Genomic DNA, 19,085 nt, shown 5'->3' with positions numbered 1-19,085 from the left:
TATGCCGCTTGATCGAATGCGCCGGCGGTTTGAAGCCGCCGATCGAACCGGCAAGAAGGGGGTCTGGATGCAGTCGATGGTCGCGAACGGACAGGTGGCGGTGACGGCGTCCGGCGAGGGGCCGCCCCTGGTGCTGCTGCATTCGCTGCTCGCCGACGCGACGAGCTTCGACCGCGTCGCGCCCGCGCTCGGCCGGGATTTCCGGATCCTCATTCCCGACCTGCCCGGCTTCGGCGGCTCCGCGCCGGCGCCGGGCGGGCTCGAGGCCGTCGCCGACCGCGTGGCGCAGGCCGTGCGCGAAGCGGCGGACGGGCAGCCGACGGTCGGCCTCGGCAACGGGTACGGCGGCTTCGTGCTGCTGCTCTGCGCCCTGCGCCACCCGGGCCTATTCGACCGCCTCGTCCTCGCGGATTGCGGCGCCTGCTTCCCCGAGCCGGGGCGTGAGGCCTTCCGCGGCATGGCGCGGGCCGCCGGCGAGAAGGGTCTGGCGGCCATCGCCGACACGGCGATGCGACGCCTGTTCGCGCCCGCCTTCCAGGCCGCGCATCCGGACCTGATGGCGGAGCGGCGCGCCGCCTTCCTGCGCACCGATCTCGCAGTGTTCCAGGACGCCTGCGCGGCGCTCGCCGGCCTCGACCTGCGCGGACGGCTGTCCGAGGTGCGCGTCCCCGTCCTGGTGCTGGTCGGCGAGCATGACGAGGCAACCCCGCCTGCCATGGCGCGCGAACTCGCCGCCGGGCTGCCGGATGCCAGGTTCGTGATGTTGCCGGACTGCGCCCACGTTCCTCAGCTTCAGATCCCTGAAGCCTTCACGGAGGAGGTCGGCGCGTTCCTCGGCTTGCAAGTTGCGCGCTGAAGCGAGAGGACCGGCGGATCCTCACCAGAGGCGTGCGGTCCTGGCGAGCGTGTCGCCCGCCACCGTGATGCCGTCGATCGCCGCCTGTCCGTCCGCGGCCACGCGCACCTCGACGAGAACGTCCTTGCGCGCCGTCCGGTCGAGCTTGGCCGGGACGCCCTGCGGCCCGTACCACTGCTCAATGCCGTAGCTCACGGTGCCCGTCAGGCAGGCCGGGCGCTGGCAGGAGGCGGGCTCCGACGGCTGGCCATCGATGCGGCCCGTGCGCGTCCGGCTGGCGAGCGGAGCGCCCTGGCGGACGACCGTGGCCGAGCCCAGGCGGCCCCGGATGAACAGGGCGCCGTCGTCCGGAGGCTCGAACAGCACCTCTTCCGCCCGGTGTATGCCTTGGGCATCGGCGGAGAGGCGGAGATAGACGACGCGGCCCGGCTCGAGACGGCAGCTCTCGCGGGTCTCGAGATCGCAGCCGCTTGGCTTTGTCCCTGCGCCCAAACCCGGGAGGCGTCCGATCTCGTAGGCGAGGACGCTGTACTCGCCCCGCAGCAAGTCGCGGGGATCCCGCGTCTCGACGGCGAGGCGGACAGGGCGCCCGCCGTTCAGCCGCTGCGTTTGCTGCCACGCCACGTGCAGCGACGGCGCCACCTGGATCGCCAGCAGGCTCGCGAAGGCTACGGCCAGACCGAGACGTCTCATGCGGCTCCCCCGGCGATGTGGCGGGCAGCCCTGCGGCAGGCCGCCAGTGCGAGCGTCACGAGGAGCGCGCAGAGCAGCAGGTTGCCCGAGAAGGCGATGAGATTGCTGGAGGCGGCGAGCATGCCGAGCGTGAGGCCGGCCGTCAGCGCCAAGCCCCAGCCGTACAGTTCGCGCCTGTCCTCGAGGTCGCCGGCCACGACGAGGGTCAGGGCCGGCACGATGCCGCCCCACACGGTCCAGAAGGTCGAGGACTCCCGGCTCGAGCCGGCGATCAGCCACACCAGGAGAGCCAGGGCGGCTGCGGCAAGAACGAGGAGATCGCTCGTGAGGGCCGTCGTCTGCGGAGGGGATCGGAAGCGGGCCAGGACGAAGGCGGCGAGCGCGATCGCCGTGAAGGCCAGGGCCACCGTGACGGTCGGGCGCGCGCCGCCGAAGCCGAGCGTCCGCACCGACACCATGACGATACCGATCAGGCTGAGGCCGACCGCCGCGCGGCCGAGGGCCTGGGCGCCGTCATGAAGGTGCGACCGCCATCCGCCCTGAAGCGAGAAGCGGGACAGCACGTGGCCTAGGGCGAGCGCGAGCGCAGCGACGGTCAGGATGCGATCCGGCGGCAGCAGGAACGTCAGGCCCGCCGGCGCGCCTCCGAGATGGTTGGTGAGCACGATCAGGAGCAGGAGCAGCGTGAACTCCCGGGCCGGCAGCCGGCCGGACAGGCTCGCGAGGAACAATGCCGGGCCGACCGCCCAGAACCACATCGCCGATCCGGAGCCAGCCTCGCCCCGCACGAGGGCGGAACCGAGACCGCCGAAGCCGACATCCGCCGCGATGAGGGCGATGCAGGCGATGACGGTCGCTCCGCCCGAGCGCGTCACGAGCGCCGTCGCCAATCCGAGGACGGCGACGGTGCCGGCGAAGCCCCGGGGATCTGCGGCCACGTGGAAGGTCTGGCCGACCAGCGCGAGGGTGGCCGTCGCGATGGCGAGGGACAGGGTCGCCAACCCGTCCACGAGCCTGCGCGATGCGCTGGCTCGGTCGCGGCTGTGGCGGCGGGCCGCGAGGTAGCAGCCGGCCACCGCCAGGGCATCGGCGAGGACGAGCACGACGATCCGCGCAAGGGGTGGCATGGCGGACCAGTTCGCGGCGACGAACGCGATGATGGAGGGCGCTATCAGCAGCAGGATGCAGAGCGCCAGGGCGGTCTGAAGGCGCAGAAGGCCGCGGGGCGCGAGGGCGTGGGCGACGATGCGCTCGGCCTGCTCCGGTTGGATCAGGCCGCGTTCCTTCCAGTCACGGAGATCGCGCCGCAGGCGTGCGGAATAGGATAGCGGCATGGACAGCCTTCATGCGATACAGCGCACTGTATCGAACCAAAGCTTAAAGCTCGGCCGCCGATATTGGATGTGACATCGGTCACATCGCATGATGCTTAGCATCGCCTGAATAGCCTGGAGCGAAATCCGGGTGTTCGGTTCCTCGGCTCCAACGTCCGGGATCCTCGGATGCGGACGGGCAGGACGGCGCCCTCGCGGGTGATGGTCAGCGCCGCCCCGTCACGCCGCGACGGAGACGAAGCGTTGCTGGGTGAAGGCCAGCAGGCCCTCTGTGCCGCCTTCGGCGCCGAACCCGGAATCCTTGAGGCCGCCGAACGGCGTCTCGGGGAAGGAGGCCGCCCAGTGGTTGATGGCCAGGGTGCCGGATTGGACCGCGCGGCTCAGGCGCTCGGCCGTGTGCAGGCTGCCGGTGAAGGCGTAGGCCGCCAGCCCGAAGCTCAGCCGGTTCGCCTCGGTGATGGCGGCTTCCAGATCCGCGACGGGCTCGATCAGCGCCACGGGGCCGAACGGCTCCTCATGGCGGGCGCGGGCGGCGGGGGCGAGTCCGGTGAGCACGGCCGGCGCCTGCCAGAAGCCCGGGCCGGCCGGGGCGGCGCCCTCCGTAACCGTACCGTGGGCGCGGGCATCCTCCACGAGCGCGCGGATCGCGGTGCGGCGGCGGGCGTTCTGGAGCGGGCCCATCTGCGTGCCTGCGTCGAAGGGGTCGCCGACGACGATGGTTTCGGTGGCCGCCTGGAACGCGCCGGCGAACCGGTCGTAAGCCGAGGTCTCCACGAGGAAGCGGGTGGGCGCGATGCAGACCTGTCCAGCGTTCCGGAACTTCGCGGTGACGGCGCTGGCGGCCACCGCCTCGACATCCGTGTCGGCCATGACGAGGACGGGGGCGTGGCCGCCGAGTTCCATCACCATGCGCTTCATCGTGCCCGCGCAGAGCGCCATCAGCTCCTTGCCGACCGCCGTCCCCCCGGTGAAGCTGAGAAGCCTCAGGCGGGGATCGGTCGCGAGGCGGCGGCCGATGGCGGGCGGATCGCCGAACACGAGGTTGAGGATGCCCGGCGGCAACCCGGCCTCGATCAGGATCTCGGCGATGGCGAGCGCCGTGGCGGGCGTCGCCTCCGACGCTTTGAGGACCAGGGTGCAACCGGCGCCGAGCGCCCCCGAGATCTTGCGGGCAGGGGTAACGGCAGGGGCGTTCCAGCCGGCCACCGCTCCGACCGGGCCCACGGGCTCGGCGAAGGCGACCATGCGCAGGCTGCGGGACCGCGCCGGGATGTCCCGGCCGTAGAGGCGCCGGCCCTCCTCCGCCGCCCACTCGAACATCTCGCAGGCCACCTCGACCTCCGCCTCGGCCTGCGCCAGGGGCTTCCCGAGTTCCAGGGCGATCAGCGCCGCGACGGCGGCTCTGCGCCCGCGCAGCCGCTCGGCCGCCCCGCGCAGGATGCGCCCACGGGCCAGGGCTGGCGTGTCGCGCCAACCGGGGAAGGCGTCCGCCGCGGCCTGGATCGCCCGGTCGAGATCGTCCTCCCGGGCCACGGGCAGCCGGCCGAGGACGGCCTCGTCGCTCGGATCGACGACGGGGACGGTGCCGCGCTCGCCCGCGGCGATCCATTCGCCGCCGATCAGCAGCCGCAGGGTGGGGTAGGCGGAGACGGCGGCGGCTCGGCTGGTCATCGGGTGGCTTCCTCGGCCGCAAGGATCTGGGACAGGACCGGCCGCAGGTGGACGAGGAAGCCCTCCGGGTCCTCGCTCATCGGGAAGTGCCCCATGCCCGACATGATCGTCGCCTGGGCGCCGGGGATGCGGGCGGCGGCTTCCAGCGTGTCCTGCGGGGTGCAGCTGTAATCGTACTCGCCGGTCAGCAGGTGGACCGGGCATCGGCCGGTATCGATGCCGCCCAGGCGGTCGCGGATATCGCCGTCGATCTTGTAGAAATGCAGGTCGCCTTTGAAGATGCCCGGCCCGCCCTGCATGTAGTGCCAGAGGGTCTCCCAGCGGTTCGCCTCCGAGGCCGAGGGACCGATCAGCCCGGAGACGACCGCCGCGGCGACCTCGCCGTGCACATCCGGCCGGTGGAGCCACTGCGTGTCGTAGTAGGGATCGACGTGGGCGCCCGCCTGGAGGCCGATCACGGCGCGGAAGGCGTCGGGATGCTCCAGGGCGAGGTGCAGGACGATCCGGCCGCCGATCGAGCAGCCCATCGCCACCGGGCGGTCGAGGCCGAGGGCCTGCCCGACGCCGAGCACGATGTCCGTGTAGTCGCGGGAGGTGAGTCGGTATTCCAGCGCCTCGTGCCAGCCGGCGGGCGGGGAGGACTTGCCGTGCCAGGGCAGGTCGAAGGCGATGACGCGGAAGCGCGCGGCGATCTCGGGGTCGTTGAGGATCGCCCGGAACTGGCGGCCGTCGCTGCCGGCGGTGTGGAGGCACAGGAGCGGGATGCCCGCGCCGGCCTCCTCGACGTAGAGCCGGTGCGGCTTCCCGAGCAGGTCGAGGTGGAGGTAGCGGCCGGTGACCGGCTCGAATCGAGGGGCGCTCACGCGGTCCTCCTCAGGCTTGCCAGCACGAACTTGAAGTAGAACAGGTTGGCCATGAACGGGTGCATGTCGCCCTCGATGGCGAGGCGCCGGGTCTTCACCAGGGCGAGGAGGTCGTGGGAGCCCGGCGGCGGTTCGGGCGACCAGAACGCCTCCCAGGCCTCGCGGGGCGCCCGCAGGGCGAAGGTCCAGCGCGGCATGACGAAGGGCCCCTTGCGCACCTCCGCGACGTGGCCCTCGGCGATGCGCACGAGCCACGCCTCGGGCCCAACCCCGAGGAGGAAGGTGGTGTTGACGAAGCGACCCCGGTGGGTGAGCCACGCGTTGCCGTTGACGCGCTCGGCCAGCGTTTCGATCATGCTCCGGCTCCTCCCTGTGCGGATGCGCAGCGGACGACCGCGTCGACCGCCACGACGCCGTGCCCCGCGCGCCGCACGATCAACGGGTTGATCTCGGCCTCGACGATCTCCGGCCCGGCCCGGGAGATCGCCACGACGGCATCCGCGAGGGCATCGAGATCACCCCTCGGCCGGCCCCGGTAGCCCGCGAGCGCCCCGATGGCCCGCACCTCGCCGATCATCGCCAGCGCCTCCGCCCGATCGACCGGGGCGAGCCGCAGGCTGCGATCGCGGTGGATCTCGGCCAGGATGCCGCCGGCCGCGAGCATCACCACGGGGCCCGCCTCCGGGTCCCGGCGCAGGCTGAGCAGCACCTCGCCGACACCCTGTGCCATCTCCTGGACCAGCAGCCGCTCCACAGCGACCTCCGGCGCCGCCCGCGGCACGTCCCGCGCGATGCGAACCAGGGCTTCCCGCAGGCCGTCATCGTCCCGCACGCCGAGGACGACGCCGCCGAGTTCCGTCTTGTGCAGCACGTCCGCCGAGAGCAGCTTGACCGCCGCCGGGTAGCCGATGGGGGATGTCGTGGCGTCCGGTGCCACCACCGCGTGCGGGGCGACGGGGATGCCGAGCCGGTCCAGCACCGCGTAGCCCTCCGCCTCATCGAGCTGGCGCGGGCGCGCCGGGGACGTTCTGGCCTCGGTCATCGGCTTGGCCGGCCGGCGCCCGAGCACGGCGGCCACGACGTCGCCGCAGGCTTCCGGCGTTCGGAAACAGGGGATCCCCGCCCCGGCGAGGCGGGCCAGAGCCTCGGGCGCCTCCGGCGCGACGAAGGCGACGAGCGGCTTCCGCGCCCCCGCGGCGGCCTCGACGATCCCCGGCACCAGGAGTTCCGGCTGAAACCGGGCCGAGGAGCCGGCGACCGCGACGACCACGTCGAATTCGGGGGCGGCGAGGAGCGTCTCCAGGGCGGCCCTCATCACGGCCGGGCGCGTGCCGGCGAGCGTCAGATCCACGATCCGTCCGGGCGCCGCCGCGACGCCCCGGGCGGCGAGGGCCGCCATCGTCTCCGCGCTTGGGGACATGACCGCGACGTCCCGCAAGCCGAACTGGTCGACGACCATCGCCGCGCCGCCCCCGGTCGTCGTCACGACCGCGACCTGCGGCCTACGGGTGGCCCCGGCACCGGACGGCGCGGCCGGGCCGGCCCGCCGCAGCATCGCCGGGCCCTCGATCAGGCCTTCCAGCGTCTCGACGCGGCAGATGCCGCAATCCTTCAGGAAGGCATCGGCGATCCCGTCCTCGCCGGCGATGGCCCCGGTATGCGATTGCGACAGCTCCGCTCCTTGTGCGGAGCGCCCGAGCTTATAGGCGATGACGGCCTTGCCCCGTGCGGCGGCCGCGAGCGCGAAGGACCGGATCGCCCTTCCGTGCGCGATGCTCTCCAGAAACAGCGCGTAGGTGTCGATCAGCGGATCGTCGAGGGTGGCCGCGCAGATCTCGCCGAGCGACAGATCGAGCTCGGCCCCCGTCGAGACGAAGCCCGCAAAGCCGATCCCCTTGGCGAGTCCCCGCGAGAGGATCGCCCCGATCATGCTGCCCGAGTGGGAGGCGACGAATAATCCCCCCCGCGGCAGCGTCGGCTCCGCGAAGGCGGCGTTGGCGGTCAGCACGAGGCCGGTGTTGACGTTGACGATGCCGATGCTGTTCGGGCCGAGGAGCCGGGTCCGGCTTCCGGCCAGGATGGCGGTCAGTTCGGCCTCCCGCGCACGCCCGGCTTCGCCTACCTCGCCGAAGCCGCCGGCCAGCACGCTGACGAGGGGAACGCCCCGGGCAACGCAGGCGGCGACGGCCTCCGGGACTCCCTCGGTCGGCGCCAGCACGAAGGCGTGGTCCGGCGTCTCCGGCAGGCTCTCGATGGACGGCCACGCCCGCTCGCCGAGGACGGTCTCCCGGCGCGGGTTGACGGGATAGACGGCCCCCGCGAACCCGGAGCGGCGCAGGAAGCGCAGGGGCCGGGCGGTCGTCTTGCTCACGTCGTCGGACGCTCCGACGACCGCGACCCGTTCGGGCCGGAAGAGGCTCGGCCCGAGATCGTGGGACAATTCGCGGGCCATGGCCTACTCGGCGGCCCGGCGCGGCTCGGCCTTCGGGGCCCGTTGGTCGAAGCGCCGCCCGAAGACATCCTCCGCGATGCGGTTCTTGAGCATCTCGATCGAACCGCCCGCGATCATCCAGCCCCGGGTGCGGCGCATGCAGTACTCGGCCAGCGCCTCCGTCGAGTAACCGGTGCCGCCCATGATCTGGACCGCCTCGTTCGCCGCCTCGAAGCCCGCCGTGTTGCAGGCGAGCTTGGCCATGGCCGTGTCCGCCGCCGTGGGAAGCTCCCCCTCCCGCACCGAGGCGGCGCGGTAGAGCAGGAGTTGCGCCGCGGCGAGTTTCGTCGCGCACTCCGCGAATTTCCACTGCAGGCCCTGGAACTCGCAGAGGGGCCGGCCGAACTGGCTGCGGGTCATCGCGTGCTCGCGGGCGCGGTCGAAGGCGTAACGGCCGAGCGCCAGCGCCCGGGAGGCGTTGCCGAGCCGCTCGACGTTGAAGCCCGCGATCTGGCGCTTGAACCCGCCCGGCCCGAGGAGGACGTTCTCGGCCGGGATGCGGCAATCCTCGAAGTAGAACGGTGCCCATTCCTCGCCGCTCATGTAGGCGGACGGCTTGCCGATGGTGAAGCCCGGCGTGCCGCGCTCCACGAGGACGGAGCCGATTCCGCCGACCCCGGGCCCGAACCGGACGTAGATCAGGAACAGCGCGGCGTCCGGCCCGTGGGTCGAGAAGATCTTGGAGCCGTTGAGGAGATAGCCGTCGCCGTCGGGCCGCGCCGTCGTCTGGAGGTCGGTCGCGGCCGAGCCCGCGTTCGGCTCGGACATGCCGAGGCAGATGACCGTGCGCCCCGCGAGGAGATCGGGCAGGAACCGTTCCTTCTGGGCCGGGGTGGCGTACTCGACGAAGGTGCGGATCGGCCCGAAATTGCCCGCCTGGACCACGTCGGCGCTGCGGGGGCAGGCCGCCGCGACCTGCTCGATGGCGATCACCGCGTCCATGAGCGTGCCGCCCTGGCCCCCGTCCTCGACCGGGAACGTGATGCCGAGCAGGCCCTGGGCCGCCATCTGCCGTGCGACGTCGAAGGGGAAGCCGGGTCGGTGCGCCCGCTCCAGGGCCCCCGGCGCGAGCGCGTCGCCGGCGAAGCGGCGGACGGTGTCGGCGAAGAGGGTCAGCTCCTCGGTGTAGGCGAAGTCCATACGACGTACTCCCGGCCTCCGGGGGCGAGCGATGCCCGCAGGCACGGCCGCTGTCTGGTCCTCCAGCCTTAGGGGCCGCCGCGTTTGCCTGACAATTGAGCAGGGGTTATCGAGGTATGAGTTTTTGTATCCCGGTGGAGCGATGACGCGCCGCATCCCGCCCCTCAACCCGCTGCACGTGTTCGAGGTCGCCGCGCGGGTGAACGGTTTCAGCCGCGCGGCCAGCGAGTTGAACGTCACGCAGTCGGCGGTCAGCCGCCAGATCGCGGTCCTGGAGAGCTACCTCGGGGTCCGCCTGTTCCACAGGGAGCGGCACGGCGCGAGCCTCACGGAAGCCGGCGCCGCCTACGCGGCGGAGATCCGCGAGCCCTTCGCCCGGATCGCGGCGGCGACTGCGCGCTTCCTCGACCAGAAGGCGACCGAGACCCTGCACGTGCGGGCCTACGCGACCTTCGCGGCCAAGTGGCTGATCCCCCGCCTCGCGGATTTCCACGCCCGCTACCCCCGCGTGCGGATACAGCTCAGCAACACGGTCCGGCCGATCGACTTCACCCGCGAGACGATCGACGTGGGCATCCAGCTCGGCCAGGGCGACTGGCCGGGAACGCACTCCCGGCTCCTCCTGCCGGATGTCATCCAGCCGGTGTGCAGCCCGGACCTCGCCCGGGCGATCGGCGACGACCTGTCGGCGCTGCGGACGCGGCCGTTCCTGCACTCGCACTACCGCCGCCGCGACTGGGGCGACTGGCTCGCGGCCCGCGGCCTGCCCGAGGCGTGGGGCCCCGCCGGGATGATGTTCGAGAGTTCGGTCCTGACCTATCAGGCGGCGGCCGAGGGCCTGGGCATCGCGATGGGACAGGTGGCGCTGCTGCGGGGGGACATCGCGGCCGGGCGTCTGGTGCCCCTGTTCGGGCCTCCCCTGGCGCGGGATCTCGGCCACCACGCCGTCTGGCCCGCGGGCCGCCCGATGAACCGGAAGCTGGAGATCTTCCTCGCCTGGCTTCAGGCGCAGGCGAGCGATCCCGAAGCCGCGGGGACGGGCGCCCCCGTCAGGGCGTGACGAGGGGGCAGCCGCCCTCGGCCTCGGGGCGGAACGCCCTGTCGCCCGGCACCGTCTCGACCACCCGGTTGTAGTCCCAGGGATAGCGCGATTCGGCGGGGCTCTTGACCTGCAGGAGGTACATGTCGCGCACCACCCGGCCGTCCCGGCGCAGGTGCGCGTCCCGCGTGTAGAAGTCGTTGATGGGCATCTGGCGCATCTGCGCCATCACCGCCTCGGCCTCGTCGGTCCCTGCCGCCCGGACCGCCTTCAGGTAGTGGGTCACGGCCCCATACACGGCCGCCTGGAGACTGCCCGGCGCGCGCCCGTCGAAGCGCGCCATGAACCGTTTGGACCACGCCCGTGTCGCGTCGTCCCTGTCCCAGTAGAAGCTGTCGGCGAGCAGCAGGCCCTGCGCCTTGTCGAGCCCGAGGGCGTGGATGTCCGGCAGGTTCACCAGGAGGGCCGCGAGCTTCTGGCCGCCGGCCTTGATCCCGAACTCGTCTGCCTGCTTCTCGGCGTTGATGAAGTCGGTCCCCGCATTGGCAAGCCCGATCACCTCGGCGCCGGATCCCTGCGCCTGCAGCAGGTAGGACGAGAAATCCGCCGTCCCGAGCGGGTGGCGCACGGAGCCCTTCACGGTTCCGCCGTTCGCCTTGACGACCCGGGCCGCCTGCTCCTCAAGGGCGTGGCCGAAGCTGTAATCGGCGGTGAGGAAGAACCAGTTCTTCAGTCCCCGCCGGACGGCGGCCCCCGCGACCACGTTGCCGAGGGCGTAGTTGTCGTAGGCCCAATGGACGCCGACCGGGGAGCAGTTCTTGCCGGTGAGGTCGGGGGTGCCGGGCCCGGTCGCGAGGAAGACCCGCCGCTTCTCCCGCGAGATCGCCTGGACGGCCAGGGCAACACCGGACGAGACCACCTCGGTGATCGTGTCGACGCCGTCCTGATCGTACCATCGCCGCGCCAGCGCGGCGCCGACATCCGCCTTGTTCTGATGGTCGGCCGAGACGATCTCGATCCGCGCGCCGTTGACCGTCCCGCCGAAATCCTCCGCCGCCATCTGCGCGGCGAGGATCGACCCGGCGCCGACATTGTCGGCATACGGTCCGCTCATGTCGGTGAGGACACCGACCTTGACGACGCCGCCGGAGATCTCGCCGGACTCAGCGCCGCCGGTCGCGACGACGCTGAGCACGAGCGCGAGCGCGAGCATAGGGTTTCGCAACGTCACCTCCCGCAGTAGCGCGCGGCGGCTCTTCGGACGGCGCACCTTCGCTGACGGCAGTTTCTGAGCGCGCCGGCGGCGGCTCATCAAGTTCCGAGACGGAACGATCGGGTGAGAATTTGTCACGGCGCCTGCCGGTGAGGCACTGGTCGGGAGCCCGCGGGGGCCTCAGGGGCCTCGCGGAGACCCGCCCGCCTGTCCGGCGGTTTCGGCCCGAAGGCGACCGGCCGCCCGCGACCAGACCGCGTCAGGCCCGACGGTCCCCGGAGCAGGATCCGCACGTTCGGCTCGGCGCCCTGACAGACGCACCGGACACGATCAGAACAGCGCCACCAGCGCCACGCCCGCGATCATCAGGAGGGCGCCGAGGATCCGCCAGAGGCTGGCCGGATGCACCGGAAAGCCGACCCATCCGTAGTTGTCGAGCAGGATCGAGACGGCGACGCCCACCGTCACGATGATGCCGAGGAACGAGGCCGCGCCGATCGCGGGCGAGGCGTAGAGCTGTGCGAGAATCAGCAGGACGCTGAAGAACCCGCCGAGCCACGCCCACCAGGGCACTGCGGCGAGGTGCTGGCCGGTCGGCAATTCGAGCTTGCCGAGGGCGAGACCACCGAGCAGCAGCGCCGTCGTGCTGACGAGCAGGGTGATCAGGCCGGCCGTGATCGGCAGACCGAGCGACTTGGACAGCATCGCGTTCTGCCCAGGTTGGATCGCGTTGGCGATGCCAGCGAGAATGGTGAGACCGTAGAGGAACAGCATCCCTGGCCAGCGCGCTGACGAGCGGCCAAGATCCCCCGCAGGCCTGGATACCTTTGACGCGCCCCGCCGTCGGCGCCGCTGCCGGCCGTCAGTGCAGCCGCAGCACCTGCAACGCCTTGCGCACCAGCTTGTCCGCGCAGGGCTTGTTGAGGAAGTAAGCGCAGTCGGGCAGTCGTGCCGCCACCCGGGGATCGCACCCCGAACAGACGATGATCTTCGTCTCCGGCCAACGTGCGGTAGTGGTGTGGGCCAGATCGCAACCGTCCATCCCGCCCGGCATGTCGATATCCGTGTAGAGGAGGGCGGCGCCGCTGTTCGCCTCCAGGAGGCGCAGCGCCTCGGCCGCATGGTCGGCTTCCAGGACCTCGAACCCGAGCGCGTCGAGCATGGCTGCGGCCGCCATGCGGATCACGGCTTCGTCTTCGGCAAGGATGGCGAGCGGGCGAGAACCTGACATGCATCAGAAAATGCGTCCGACCGTCCCGCGTTTCAGCGTGGCTTTTGATTATTGGCGTTCGGTCAAAGGTCCGCTCGCGGATCATCGGCGCCGGCTGCCGATCGACAGATCCCGTCACTCGGAGATCCGGCACCACTCGCGTGCTCCCAGGCTCCAGGCCTGCGCGTCGCAGTAGGCGACCGGTGCGCCGTCGTGGCTGATCATGCGTGCCAGCATCACCCTCGTGCCGAGCGCCGTGATGCAGATCACCGTGGGCCCGAGCCCGGCGTCGCCGATCAGGCGGGTTCCCACGCCCCATCCGTTCTCCCGACAGATGTCGGCCGCAGGGCGGTGGTCGTGCCGTGTGCCGCCCGTCATGGACCGGCACCCCGGTTGCCGCGATGGGATGGGGATCCCGCGCGAAGCGGGATGTCGGGATGGGACGAACACCTCATGCTCGACCAGCGCCGATGCGTGCGGCCCGGCTCCCCGGAAACGGCCTCCCGCGAGCTTCTGTCAAATCGGCTTCGGCGCATATCGGCTTCGGATCACATGACCGTCCCAGGGCCGACGGGATCGCCCGGGACCAAGTCCGGCCCGGCAGGGTCTCCCGGCACCGGATCGGGCGGCGGTGCGGGCATCGGCGGGTCGCCGGGCATGGGCTCGGTCGGCGGCGGCTCGCCGGGTGTCGGCAGATCGGGGCCGCCGGGATCGGGGGTGCCGGGATCGGGCATGCCGGGGTTCGTCATGGGCCATCCTCTCCGCTGTGCCCTCACGCGGGCGCTTCACGTCGCCGAGCTTCCGCAGACCACCGCCTGCTTCCGACTGCTTCCGGCACGTGCCGGACAACCGACCGGACAGCCGAGCGGCTGCCTCAGTGGCGAACGCGTGGGACGCTCTGGCGATGCATCGCCGTCCCGCGCGGATGATCCAGTCGTGGCCGCCGGCGGAGGCGACGCGCGGCATGACGCGGACGCGACGGCCCCGATCCGGCCACCGAAGCACGTGCTCAGGTCCGCGCCGGCACGGCGGATGGCCTCCGGCCGTGCTGCCCGCCCGCCCGCCAGTCCGATGCCCGCGGCATCGGGCAGGCCTGCGCCGTCGTGTCTGCCGACGTGGACGCGCGGCGCGTGGCGCGCCTCACCGACATGCGACACGTCGCGCGGCAGCCCGGCCTGCCGGCCCAGGTGACCGTCACCGCGCGTCAGCGCATCATATTCGACGGCTCGGCCGCCCCGTTGAGCACTCGGGTGAGCGGGGTTCCGCGCGGCGTGAGCCAGTCTTCGTGCGGTTCGCGCGCGCGACGGTGGCCGGATGCGACGCCGGGCCTTGGTGATGCCTGTTCCAACGCCACTCAAGGTTTCGTCAGCGTCGCGCACGTCGCGGTGGCCCCTAGACCCGCTGGGTCGGTCGCAGGCAGGCGGCTCGCCTGCGAGCGGCGGAGCAGCTTATGCATCCCGCCCCGATCCGAAATGGCCGAGTGACCGACGCGTCGTCGCTCAGAGGAAGCGCCGCCGGCGACCGACTTGGCCGACCTCAGCGACCACGCAGAGACCGTGTGAGCGTCTGAGATGGGCGGATTTCTGACCATCTGCTCACCCGTGACGAAACGCCAAAAGCGGACGTGATACGGCCGAGGCTTCCCACGCAGGACAGACGAGGTTAGGGATAGTTCACCTCGCGTGACCGACGCTTGAGATGATACACCATCGGGGACCGCTGGTGCAGAGCGCCACGCGTCTGGGCATCCTCCTGATGACGGGACGACGATGCCTGAATTGAGCAACCTCCTCGCCTTCGCGGCCGTCGCGCTGGGCATGGTCCTGACGCCAGGGCCGAACATGGTCTACCTAATCTCGCGTTCGATCTGCCAAGGCAGGACGGCCGGTTTGATCTCGCTCGGCGGCGTGGCGCTCGGCTTCGTCGTCTACATGCTCTGCGCCGCCTTCGGCATCACGGCGCTCGTGCTGGCGGTACCCTACGCGTACGATGCGATCCGCATCACGGGCGCAGCATATCTGCTGTGGCTTGCGTGGCAGGCCGTCCGGCCCGGCGGTCGTTCGCCGTTCCAGGTGAAGGAGCTGTCAAAAGACGGTCCAGCCAAGCTTTTTCTGATGGGATTTCTGACCAACCTGCTGAATCCGAAGATCGCGGTCATGTATCTGTCGCTGCTGCCGCAGTTCATCGATCCGGCTCGGGGCAGCGTGCTCGGCCAAGCCCTCCTGCTCGGCACGACCCAGATTGTCATCAGCGTTCTGGTCAACGCGGCTATCGCTCTCTCGGCCGGCTCAATTGCCATGTTCCTCAGTCGACGCCCGTCGTTTGCCGTTGTGCAGCGTTGGGTGATGGGGACAGTGCTGGCCGCACTGGCCGTCAGGATGGCGACCGAAGCTCGCCGGTAAGGCCGAGTCGCCTGCCCAGGAGCGGCGCACCTCGTGCCGTCCCCTTCCGATCTAGATCAACATCAGACGGTCGGCCTTCCGGGAAGTGCCGTCCGCCACCGGGCCCGGCGCTGTCGTCGGCGCAGGGCGCCGGACTGGCCCGGCGCTCCGTTCAGCGCCAGCCGAGTTGCGGAGCGACATACTTGAGAATGCTCTCGATGACGTGGGCGTTGTAGGCCACGCCCAGCTGGTTCGGCACCGTCAGCAGGAGGGTGTCGGCCTCTGCGATCGCCGTGTCGGCTCTGAGCGCCTCGACCAGGCGCTCCGGCTCCGCGGCGTAGGAGCGGCCGAACACCGCCCGCATGTTGTCGATGATGCCGACTTGGTCGCTGCTCTCGCCGCGTCCGAAATAGGCGCGGTCGAGGTCGTTCACCAGCGCGAAGATCGACCGGGAAACGGAGACCCGCGGCACGCGCGCGTGCCCCGCCTCGGTCCAGGCCTGGCGATAGCGGCGGATCTGCCTGGCCTGCTGGACGTGGAACGGCTCGCCGGTCTCGTCGGCCTTGAGGGTCGAGCTCTGCAGGTTCATGCCCTGCTGCGCGGCCCAGATTGCGGTGGCGTCAGAGGCAGAGCCCCACCAGATCCGCTCGCGCAAGCCGTCGGAATGCGGCTCCAGGCGCAGCAGGCCCGGCGGGTTGGCAAACATCGGCCTCGGATTGGGCTCGGCAAAGCCTTTCCCATCCAGGAGGTCGAGGAAGACCTCGGCGTGCCGGCGGCCCATGTCGGCATCGCTCTCGCCATCGCGCGGCGCGTAGCCGAAGTGCCGCCAGCCGTCGATGACCTGCTCGGGCGAGCCGCGGCTGATGCCGAGCTGGAGCCGGCCGCCCGAGATCAGGTCCGCCGATCCGGCGTCCTCGACCATGGCGAGCGGGTTCTCGTAGCGCATGTCGATGACGCCGGTGCCGATCTCGATGCGCTTGGTCCGGGCGCCGACGGCCGCAAGCAGCGGAAACGGCGAGGCGAGCTGGCGCGCGAAGTGATGGACCCGGAAATAGGCGCCGTCGGCACCGAGCTCTTCCGCCGCGACCGCGAGGTCGATGGACTGCAGCAGGGTATCGCCGGCCGAGCGTGTTCCGGACCGCGCCGTCGGCGCCCAATGCCCGAACGAGAGGAATCCGATCTTCTTCATGGTCACACTCACGTTAGGTCGTGCCGCGTCGCAGGCGGTCGGACAGGACAGGGCGGCGGACCGGGGCCGCCGCCCGGCTTCCGTCACGCCGCCTTCTGCAATCCCTCCGCCGCCATCGCGGCCTGGACGGCGGCGCGCGCCGCGACGCGCTGGCTGAAGCGGGCGAGATGCGGCCACCGGGCGAGGTCGACGCCGAGCTTCGGCGCCCAGCTCAGGACCACGAAGAGATAGGCGTCGGCCACGGTGAAATCCGGGCCGGTGAGGTGGGGGCGGCCGTCGGCGAGCGCGGCCTCGACGATGTCGAGCTTGCGACCGAGATTGGCCGACGCCGCTGCCCGCGCCTCGGACGCGAGCGCCGGGTTGAAGAGCGGGCTGAACGCCTTGTGGAGCTCGGCGGAGATGAAGTTGAGATGGCCGTTGAGCCGCGCGCGCTCCACCGTGCCGGCCAGCGGCGCGAGGGTGCCGGGCGCGTGCTTGTCGGCCAGGTACTGCACGATGGCCGCGCCCTCGGTCAGGACCACGCCGTCTTCGAGCTCCAAGGCCGGGACGTAGCCCTTCGGATTGACCGCCCTGAAATCCGCTCCCGAGGCGGTCCTCTTCTGGTGGAGGTCGACCGCCTCGATCGTGAACGCCAGGCCGAGCTCGCGCAGCACGATGTGGGGCGAGAGCGAGCAGGCGCCGGGGGCATAGAAGAGCTTCATGGGACGTCTCCGATGGCGGGGTGTCCGGAGAGGTATACGGGAGCGTTACTCGTGGGAACCGGGTAACTTCCGGTGACCGACGCTTTCGAGTATCGTCGGAGAAACCAAGTTGCCGTCCGGATGCCGGGAGCGTGTCGTGGCCCTGAAGCTGAGGAAAAAGGTCCCGCCGCCGCCGGGCTGCCCGATGTCGGCGTGCATGAGCCTGCTCGGCGGCGTCTGGACGCCGGATATCATCTGGAACCTGAGCGAGGGCGCGCGTCGCTTCTCCGAGCTGCGGCGCGCCATGCCGAACATCTCGGCCAAGGTGCTGAGCGCGCGGCTGAAGGATCTCGAGGGACGGGGCGTCCTTGCCCGCTCCGTGCTGGCGACGACCCCGCCGAGCGTGGACTACGCGCTGACCGACCTCGGCGAGGAGTTGATCCCGGCCATCCGGGCTATCGTCGAGGTCGGCTCGAAGCTGCATCTCCGGATGACGCCTCAGGCGGCAGACCGCGCCGCCTAGGATCCCCCGCACGTCGATGCGGGTTCCCGACCCTGCGCGAACGCCGATTCCCCTGGCGCCGCGGGCGTTCTCGAAGCGCGCCGAGCGGGCGGCGCGCCAATATCGGCGCACGGCGCGACGCGGCCGCTCAGGGAGGGCGTTCGCCTGCACGCGGGGCGGGAGGACCGGTTGAACCTGCCTCCGGCCCGGCTCTCACGCGTCCGGGATCCAGGTCCCGTGGAAGCCCTGCGGCACCCGCCGCGGCAGGCGGACGCGCGCGACCGGTTCGGCCGCCATCTCGGACGCCTCCAGGATCACGAGGTCGCTCGCCCCGCGAACCCGGTCGTAGACGAAGCCCATCAGCCAGCCCTCGCCAGGGCCGCCGGGCACGTGCGCGAACTCGCTCGGGATGCCGCCGGCGAAGACGTGCGTCGCGTCCCGGCCGCGCGCCAGATCGTAGCGCACCAGCGCACCGTCGCCGGTCTCGTCCCCGCTCGGCCCGGCCCCGGTCTGCACCGCGTAGAGCACCCCGTGCGCCAGGCCCGTGCGCCGCTCGTCGATGCGCGGGAACTCGACCGGGCGGTCGTCCAGGTCCGTCTCCTGCGCGCGGTCCGCCCCCGGGGCGACCCGCCAGCGCCGCAGCCGCGCGGGCTCGAAGCGCGACGCGGACGGGCCGCCGCGCCACAGCTCGGGGTACCACGCCACGTCGAGCACCAGCGTCCCGTCCGCCTCCTCGTAGGCGTTGCCGACGTGGAAGACGTAGCCCGGCTCGACCGCGACCCAGCGCAGCGCCTCGGCCCCGGCCCCGCGCGGCAGGACGCCGAGACGCGGCGCGTGCGCATCGCTCCAGGCGAACGGCATCGTGCCGCGCAGCGCCAGAGTCATGTCGAACACCACCGGCAGATCCATGAACACGACGTGTCCGCGGGTGAGGGCGAAGTCGTGCATCATCACGGGCGCGGGCAGCGGCAGGGCGGCACTGTGCACCAGCGTGCCCCCGGCATCGGCGACGTGGTAGGTCAGGTAGGGCGGCAGCGGGCTGTAGCCGAAGAAGTGGAGCTCGCCCGTCTCCGGGCAGATCTTCGGATGGGCGGTGAACGGCGTCGCCAGGCGGCCGCCGAAATCCTCGTAGCCGAGCGTCTCGAGCTCGGGCCCGATCCGCATCGGCAGGGCGTTCTCGACGAGCGCGAAGGTGCGCCCGGCATGGGTCACCACGCTGGTGTTGGCGACGCTGCCGCGCAGGTCGAGCGGATTGCCCGAGGCGCGCCCCTCGAACCGCGGCGTACGCACCCAACGGTTGCGGTACCACTCGGCCCGGCCGTCGCGCAGCGCGACGCCGTGGATCATGCCGTCGCCGAGGAACCAGTGGCCGGAATGGCCGTCGCGCGGGTTGGCACCGTTGCGGGCGTAGAGGCCCGAGAGATCGGGCGGGATCGCACCCTCGACCTCCAGCGCGAAGCTCGTGATCTCCTCCTGGACCGGGGCGAAGTTGCCGTCGAGCCAGTAGGGTGTCGCCTCGACCTCGGGCATCGATGCCTCCGTGCCATCGGGCCGCCCGCCGCGTGCCGGCTGCGCGTGGTGCATGCCGTGGCGCGGATGCGGACTTGCGTGTTTCGCGACCGTGTTTCGCGACCGCACGAACCGGTCTGCAGCCCCCGCCGACCGGCCGCCCGGGGCAGAGCCCTCAACGCTCAGTGATATGGGCCGAGACGTCGGCCCGTCGAGGGCCGGAGCGGGCGGTCGCCGAGCACCGGGCGGCGGCGCAGCGGACGAAGTCCGGGCGATCCCCAGGCAGCCCTTCTGCGCGCGGCACGATCTCGTCC

General features: G+C 71.5%; 19 protein-coding genes. 4 read left to right on the top strand and 15 right to left on the bottom strand.

The annotated features are described in order from the left end of the window. The first annotated feature begins 67 nt into the window (after positions 1-67). Positions 68-856: an alpha/beta fold hydrolase gene (locus MMSR116_RS08705; protein ID WP_010684738.1), complete on the top strand. Its 789-nt coding sequence runs from the start codon at positions 68-70 to the stop codon at positions 854-856. A gap of 21 nt (positions 857-877) precedes the next feature. On the opposite strand, the gene MMSR116_RS08700 is transcribed toward MMSR116_RS08705, so the two are convergent. The 7 genes from MMSR116_RS08700 to MMSR116_RS08670 all read right to left on the bottom strand — a co-directional run bounded on the left by MMSR116_RS08700 (position 878) and on the right by MMSR116_RS08670 (position 9,048). Next, a complete protein-coding gene (locus tag MMSR116_RS08700; protein ID WP_010684737.1) occupies positions 878-1,549 on the bottom strand; it encodes a GDYXXLXY domain-containing protein in 672 nt (223 codons plus the stop codon). Then, entirely contained in the window at positions 1,546-2,883 is a 1,338-nt protein-coding gene (locus MMSR116_RS08695; protein WP_010684736.1) for a DUF2157 domain-containing protein, read from the bottom strand. The genes MMSR116_RS08700 and MMSR116_RS08695 overlap by 4 nt, the downstream gene beginning before the upstream one ends. Positions 2,884-3,102: 219 nt before the next feature. Next, the gene (locus tag MMSR116_RS08690; RefSeq protein ID WP_010684735.1) at positions 3,103-4,554 is read right to left on the bottom strand and encodes an NAD-dependent succinate-semialdehyde dehydrogenase; all 1,452 of its coding nucleotides are present in this window, start codon (positions 4,552-4,554) and stop codon (positions 3,103-3,105) included. Next, positions 4,551-5,417, bottom strand: a complete 867-nt coding sequence (locus tag MMSR116_RS08685; protein ID WP_010684734.1) for an alpha/beta fold hydrolase — start codon at positions 5,415-5,417, stop codon at positions 4,551-4,553. The genes MMSR116_RS08690 and MMSR116_RS08685 overlap by 4 nt, the downstream gene beginning before the upstream one ends. Continuing rightward, a complete protein-coding gene (locus MMSR116_RS08680) occupies positions 5,414-5,773 on the bottom strand; it encodes a hypothetical protein (RefSeq protein ID WP_010684733.1) in 360 nt (119 codons plus the stop codon). Before MMSR116_RS08680 ends, MMSR116_RS08685 begins: the two co-directional genes overlap by 4 nt. Beyond that, positions 5,770-7,869, bottom strand: coding sequence for an acetate--CoA ligase family protein (locus tag MMSR116_RS08675; protein ID WP_010684732.1), 2,100 nt, complete (start codon positions 7,867-7,869; stop codon positions 5,770-5,772). Before MMSR116_RS08675 ends, MMSR116_RS08680 begins: the two co-directional genes overlap by 4 nt. Before the next feature lie 3 nt (positions 7,870-7,872). Beyond that, a complete protein-coding gene (locus MMSR116_RS08670) occupies positions 7,873-9,048 on the bottom strand; it encodes an acyl-CoA dehydrogenase family protein (protein WP_010684731.1) in 1,176 nt (391 codons plus the stop codon). A gap of 142 nt (positions 9,049-9,190) precedes the next feature. Between MMSR116_RS08670 and MMSR116_RS08665 the strand changes: the two genes are divergently transcribed. Then, on the top strand, positions 9,191-10,108 hold the full coding sequence (locus tag MMSR116_RS08665; protein ID WP_039893674.1) for a LysR substrate-binding domain-containing protein: 918 nt from the start codon (positions 9,191-9,193) through the stop codon (positions 10,106-10,108). Here MMSR116_RS08665 and MMSR116_RS08660 read toward each other — a convergent pair. The 5 genes from MMSR116_RS08660 to MMSR116_RS08640 form a co-directional block, all read right to left on the bottom strand. Next, positions 10,098-11,300: an ABC transporter substrate-binding protein gene (locus MMSR116_RS08660; protein ID WP_010684729.1), complete on the bottom strand. Its 1,203-nt coding sequence runs from the start codon at positions 11,298-11,300 to the stop codon at positions 10,098-10,100. The two genes, MMSR116_RS08665 and MMSR116_RS08660, sit on opposite strands and share 11 nt — an antisense overlap. Before the next feature lie 330 nt (positions 11,301-11,630). Beyond that, positions 11,631-12,074, bottom strand: coding sequence for a DMT family transporter (locus MMSR116_RS08655; protein WP_010684728.1), 444 nt, complete (start codon positions 12,072-12,074; stop codon positions 11,631-11,633). Between the two features lie 88 nt (positions 12,075-12,162). Then, positions 12,163-12,531, bottom strand: a complete 369-nt coding sequence (locus MMSR116_RS08650; protein WP_010684727.1) for a response regulator — start codon at positions 12,529-12,531, stop codon at positions 12,163-12,165. Between the two features lie 114 nt (positions 12,532-12,645). Then, entirely contained in the window at positions 12,646-12,888 is a 243-nt protein-coding gene (locus MMSR116_RS08645) for a hypothetical protein (protein WP_010684726.1), read from the bottom strand. Positions 12,889-13,058: 170 nt separating this feature from the next. Continuing rightward, positions 13,059-13,259, bottom strand: coding sequence for a hypothetical protein (locus MMSR116_RS08640; protein ID WP_010684725.1), 201 nt, complete (start codon positions 13,257-13,259; stop codon positions 13,059-13,061). A 1,020-nt stretch (positions 13,260-14,279) separates the two neighbouring features. Here MMSR116_RS08640 and MMSR116_RS08635 point away from each other — a divergent pair. Then, on the top strand, positions 14,280-14,912 hold the full coding sequence (locus MMSR116_RS08635) for a LysE family translocator (protein WP_010684724.1): 633 nt from the start codon (positions 14,280-14,282) through the stop codon (positions 14,910-14,912). Positions 14,913-15,063: 151 nt separating this feature from the next. On the opposite strand, the gene MMSR116_RS08630 is transcribed toward MMSR116_RS08635, so the two are convergent. Continuing rightward, on the bottom strand, positions 15,064-16,080 hold the full coding sequence (locus MMSR116_RS08630) for an LLM class flavin-dependent oxidoreductase (RefSeq protein ID WP_010684723.1): 1,017 nt from the start codon (positions 16,078-16,080) through the stop codon (positions 15,064-15,066). Between the two features lie 83 nt (positions 16,081-16,163). Further along, on the bottom strand, positions 16,164-16,781 hold the full coding sequence (gene gstA / locus MMSR116_RS08625; protein ID WP_010684722.1) for a glutathione transferase GstA: 618 nt from the start codon (positions 16,779-16,781) through the stop codon (positions 16,164-16,166). A gap of 136 nt (positions 16,782-16,917) precedes the next feature. Here gstA and MMSR116_RS08620 point away from each other — a divergent pair, with 136 nt between their 5' ends. Continuing rightward, on the top strand, positions 16,918-17,283 hold the full coding sequence (locus MMSR116_RS08620; protein WP_039893672.1) for a winged helix-turn-helix transcriptional regulator: 366 nt from the start codon (positions 16,918-16,920) through the stop codon (positions 17,281-17,283). A 192-nt stretch (positions 17,284-17,475) separates the two neighbouring features. Here MMSR116_RS08620 and MMSR116_RS08615 read toward each other — a convergent pair whose 3' ends face one another. After that, positions 17,476-18,792, bottom strand: a complete 1,317-nt coding sequence (locus tag MMSR116_RS08615) for a carotenoid oxygenase family protein (RefSeq protein WP_010684720.1) — start codon at positions 18,790-18,792, stop codon at positions 17,476-17,478. Positions 18,793-19,085 lie beyond the last annotated feature (293 nt).

The sequence above is a fragment of the Methylobacterium mesophilicum SR1.6/6 genome (assembly GCF_000364445.2).
GTDB classification, from domain to species: domain Bacteria; phylum Pseudomonadota; class Alphaproteobacteria; order Rhizobiales; family Beijerinckiaceae; genus Methylobacterium; species Methylobacterium mesophilicum_A.
The sequence above is the reverse complement of the archived record's forward strand: the minus strand, read 5'-3'. Positions and strand labels throughout refer to the sequence as shown.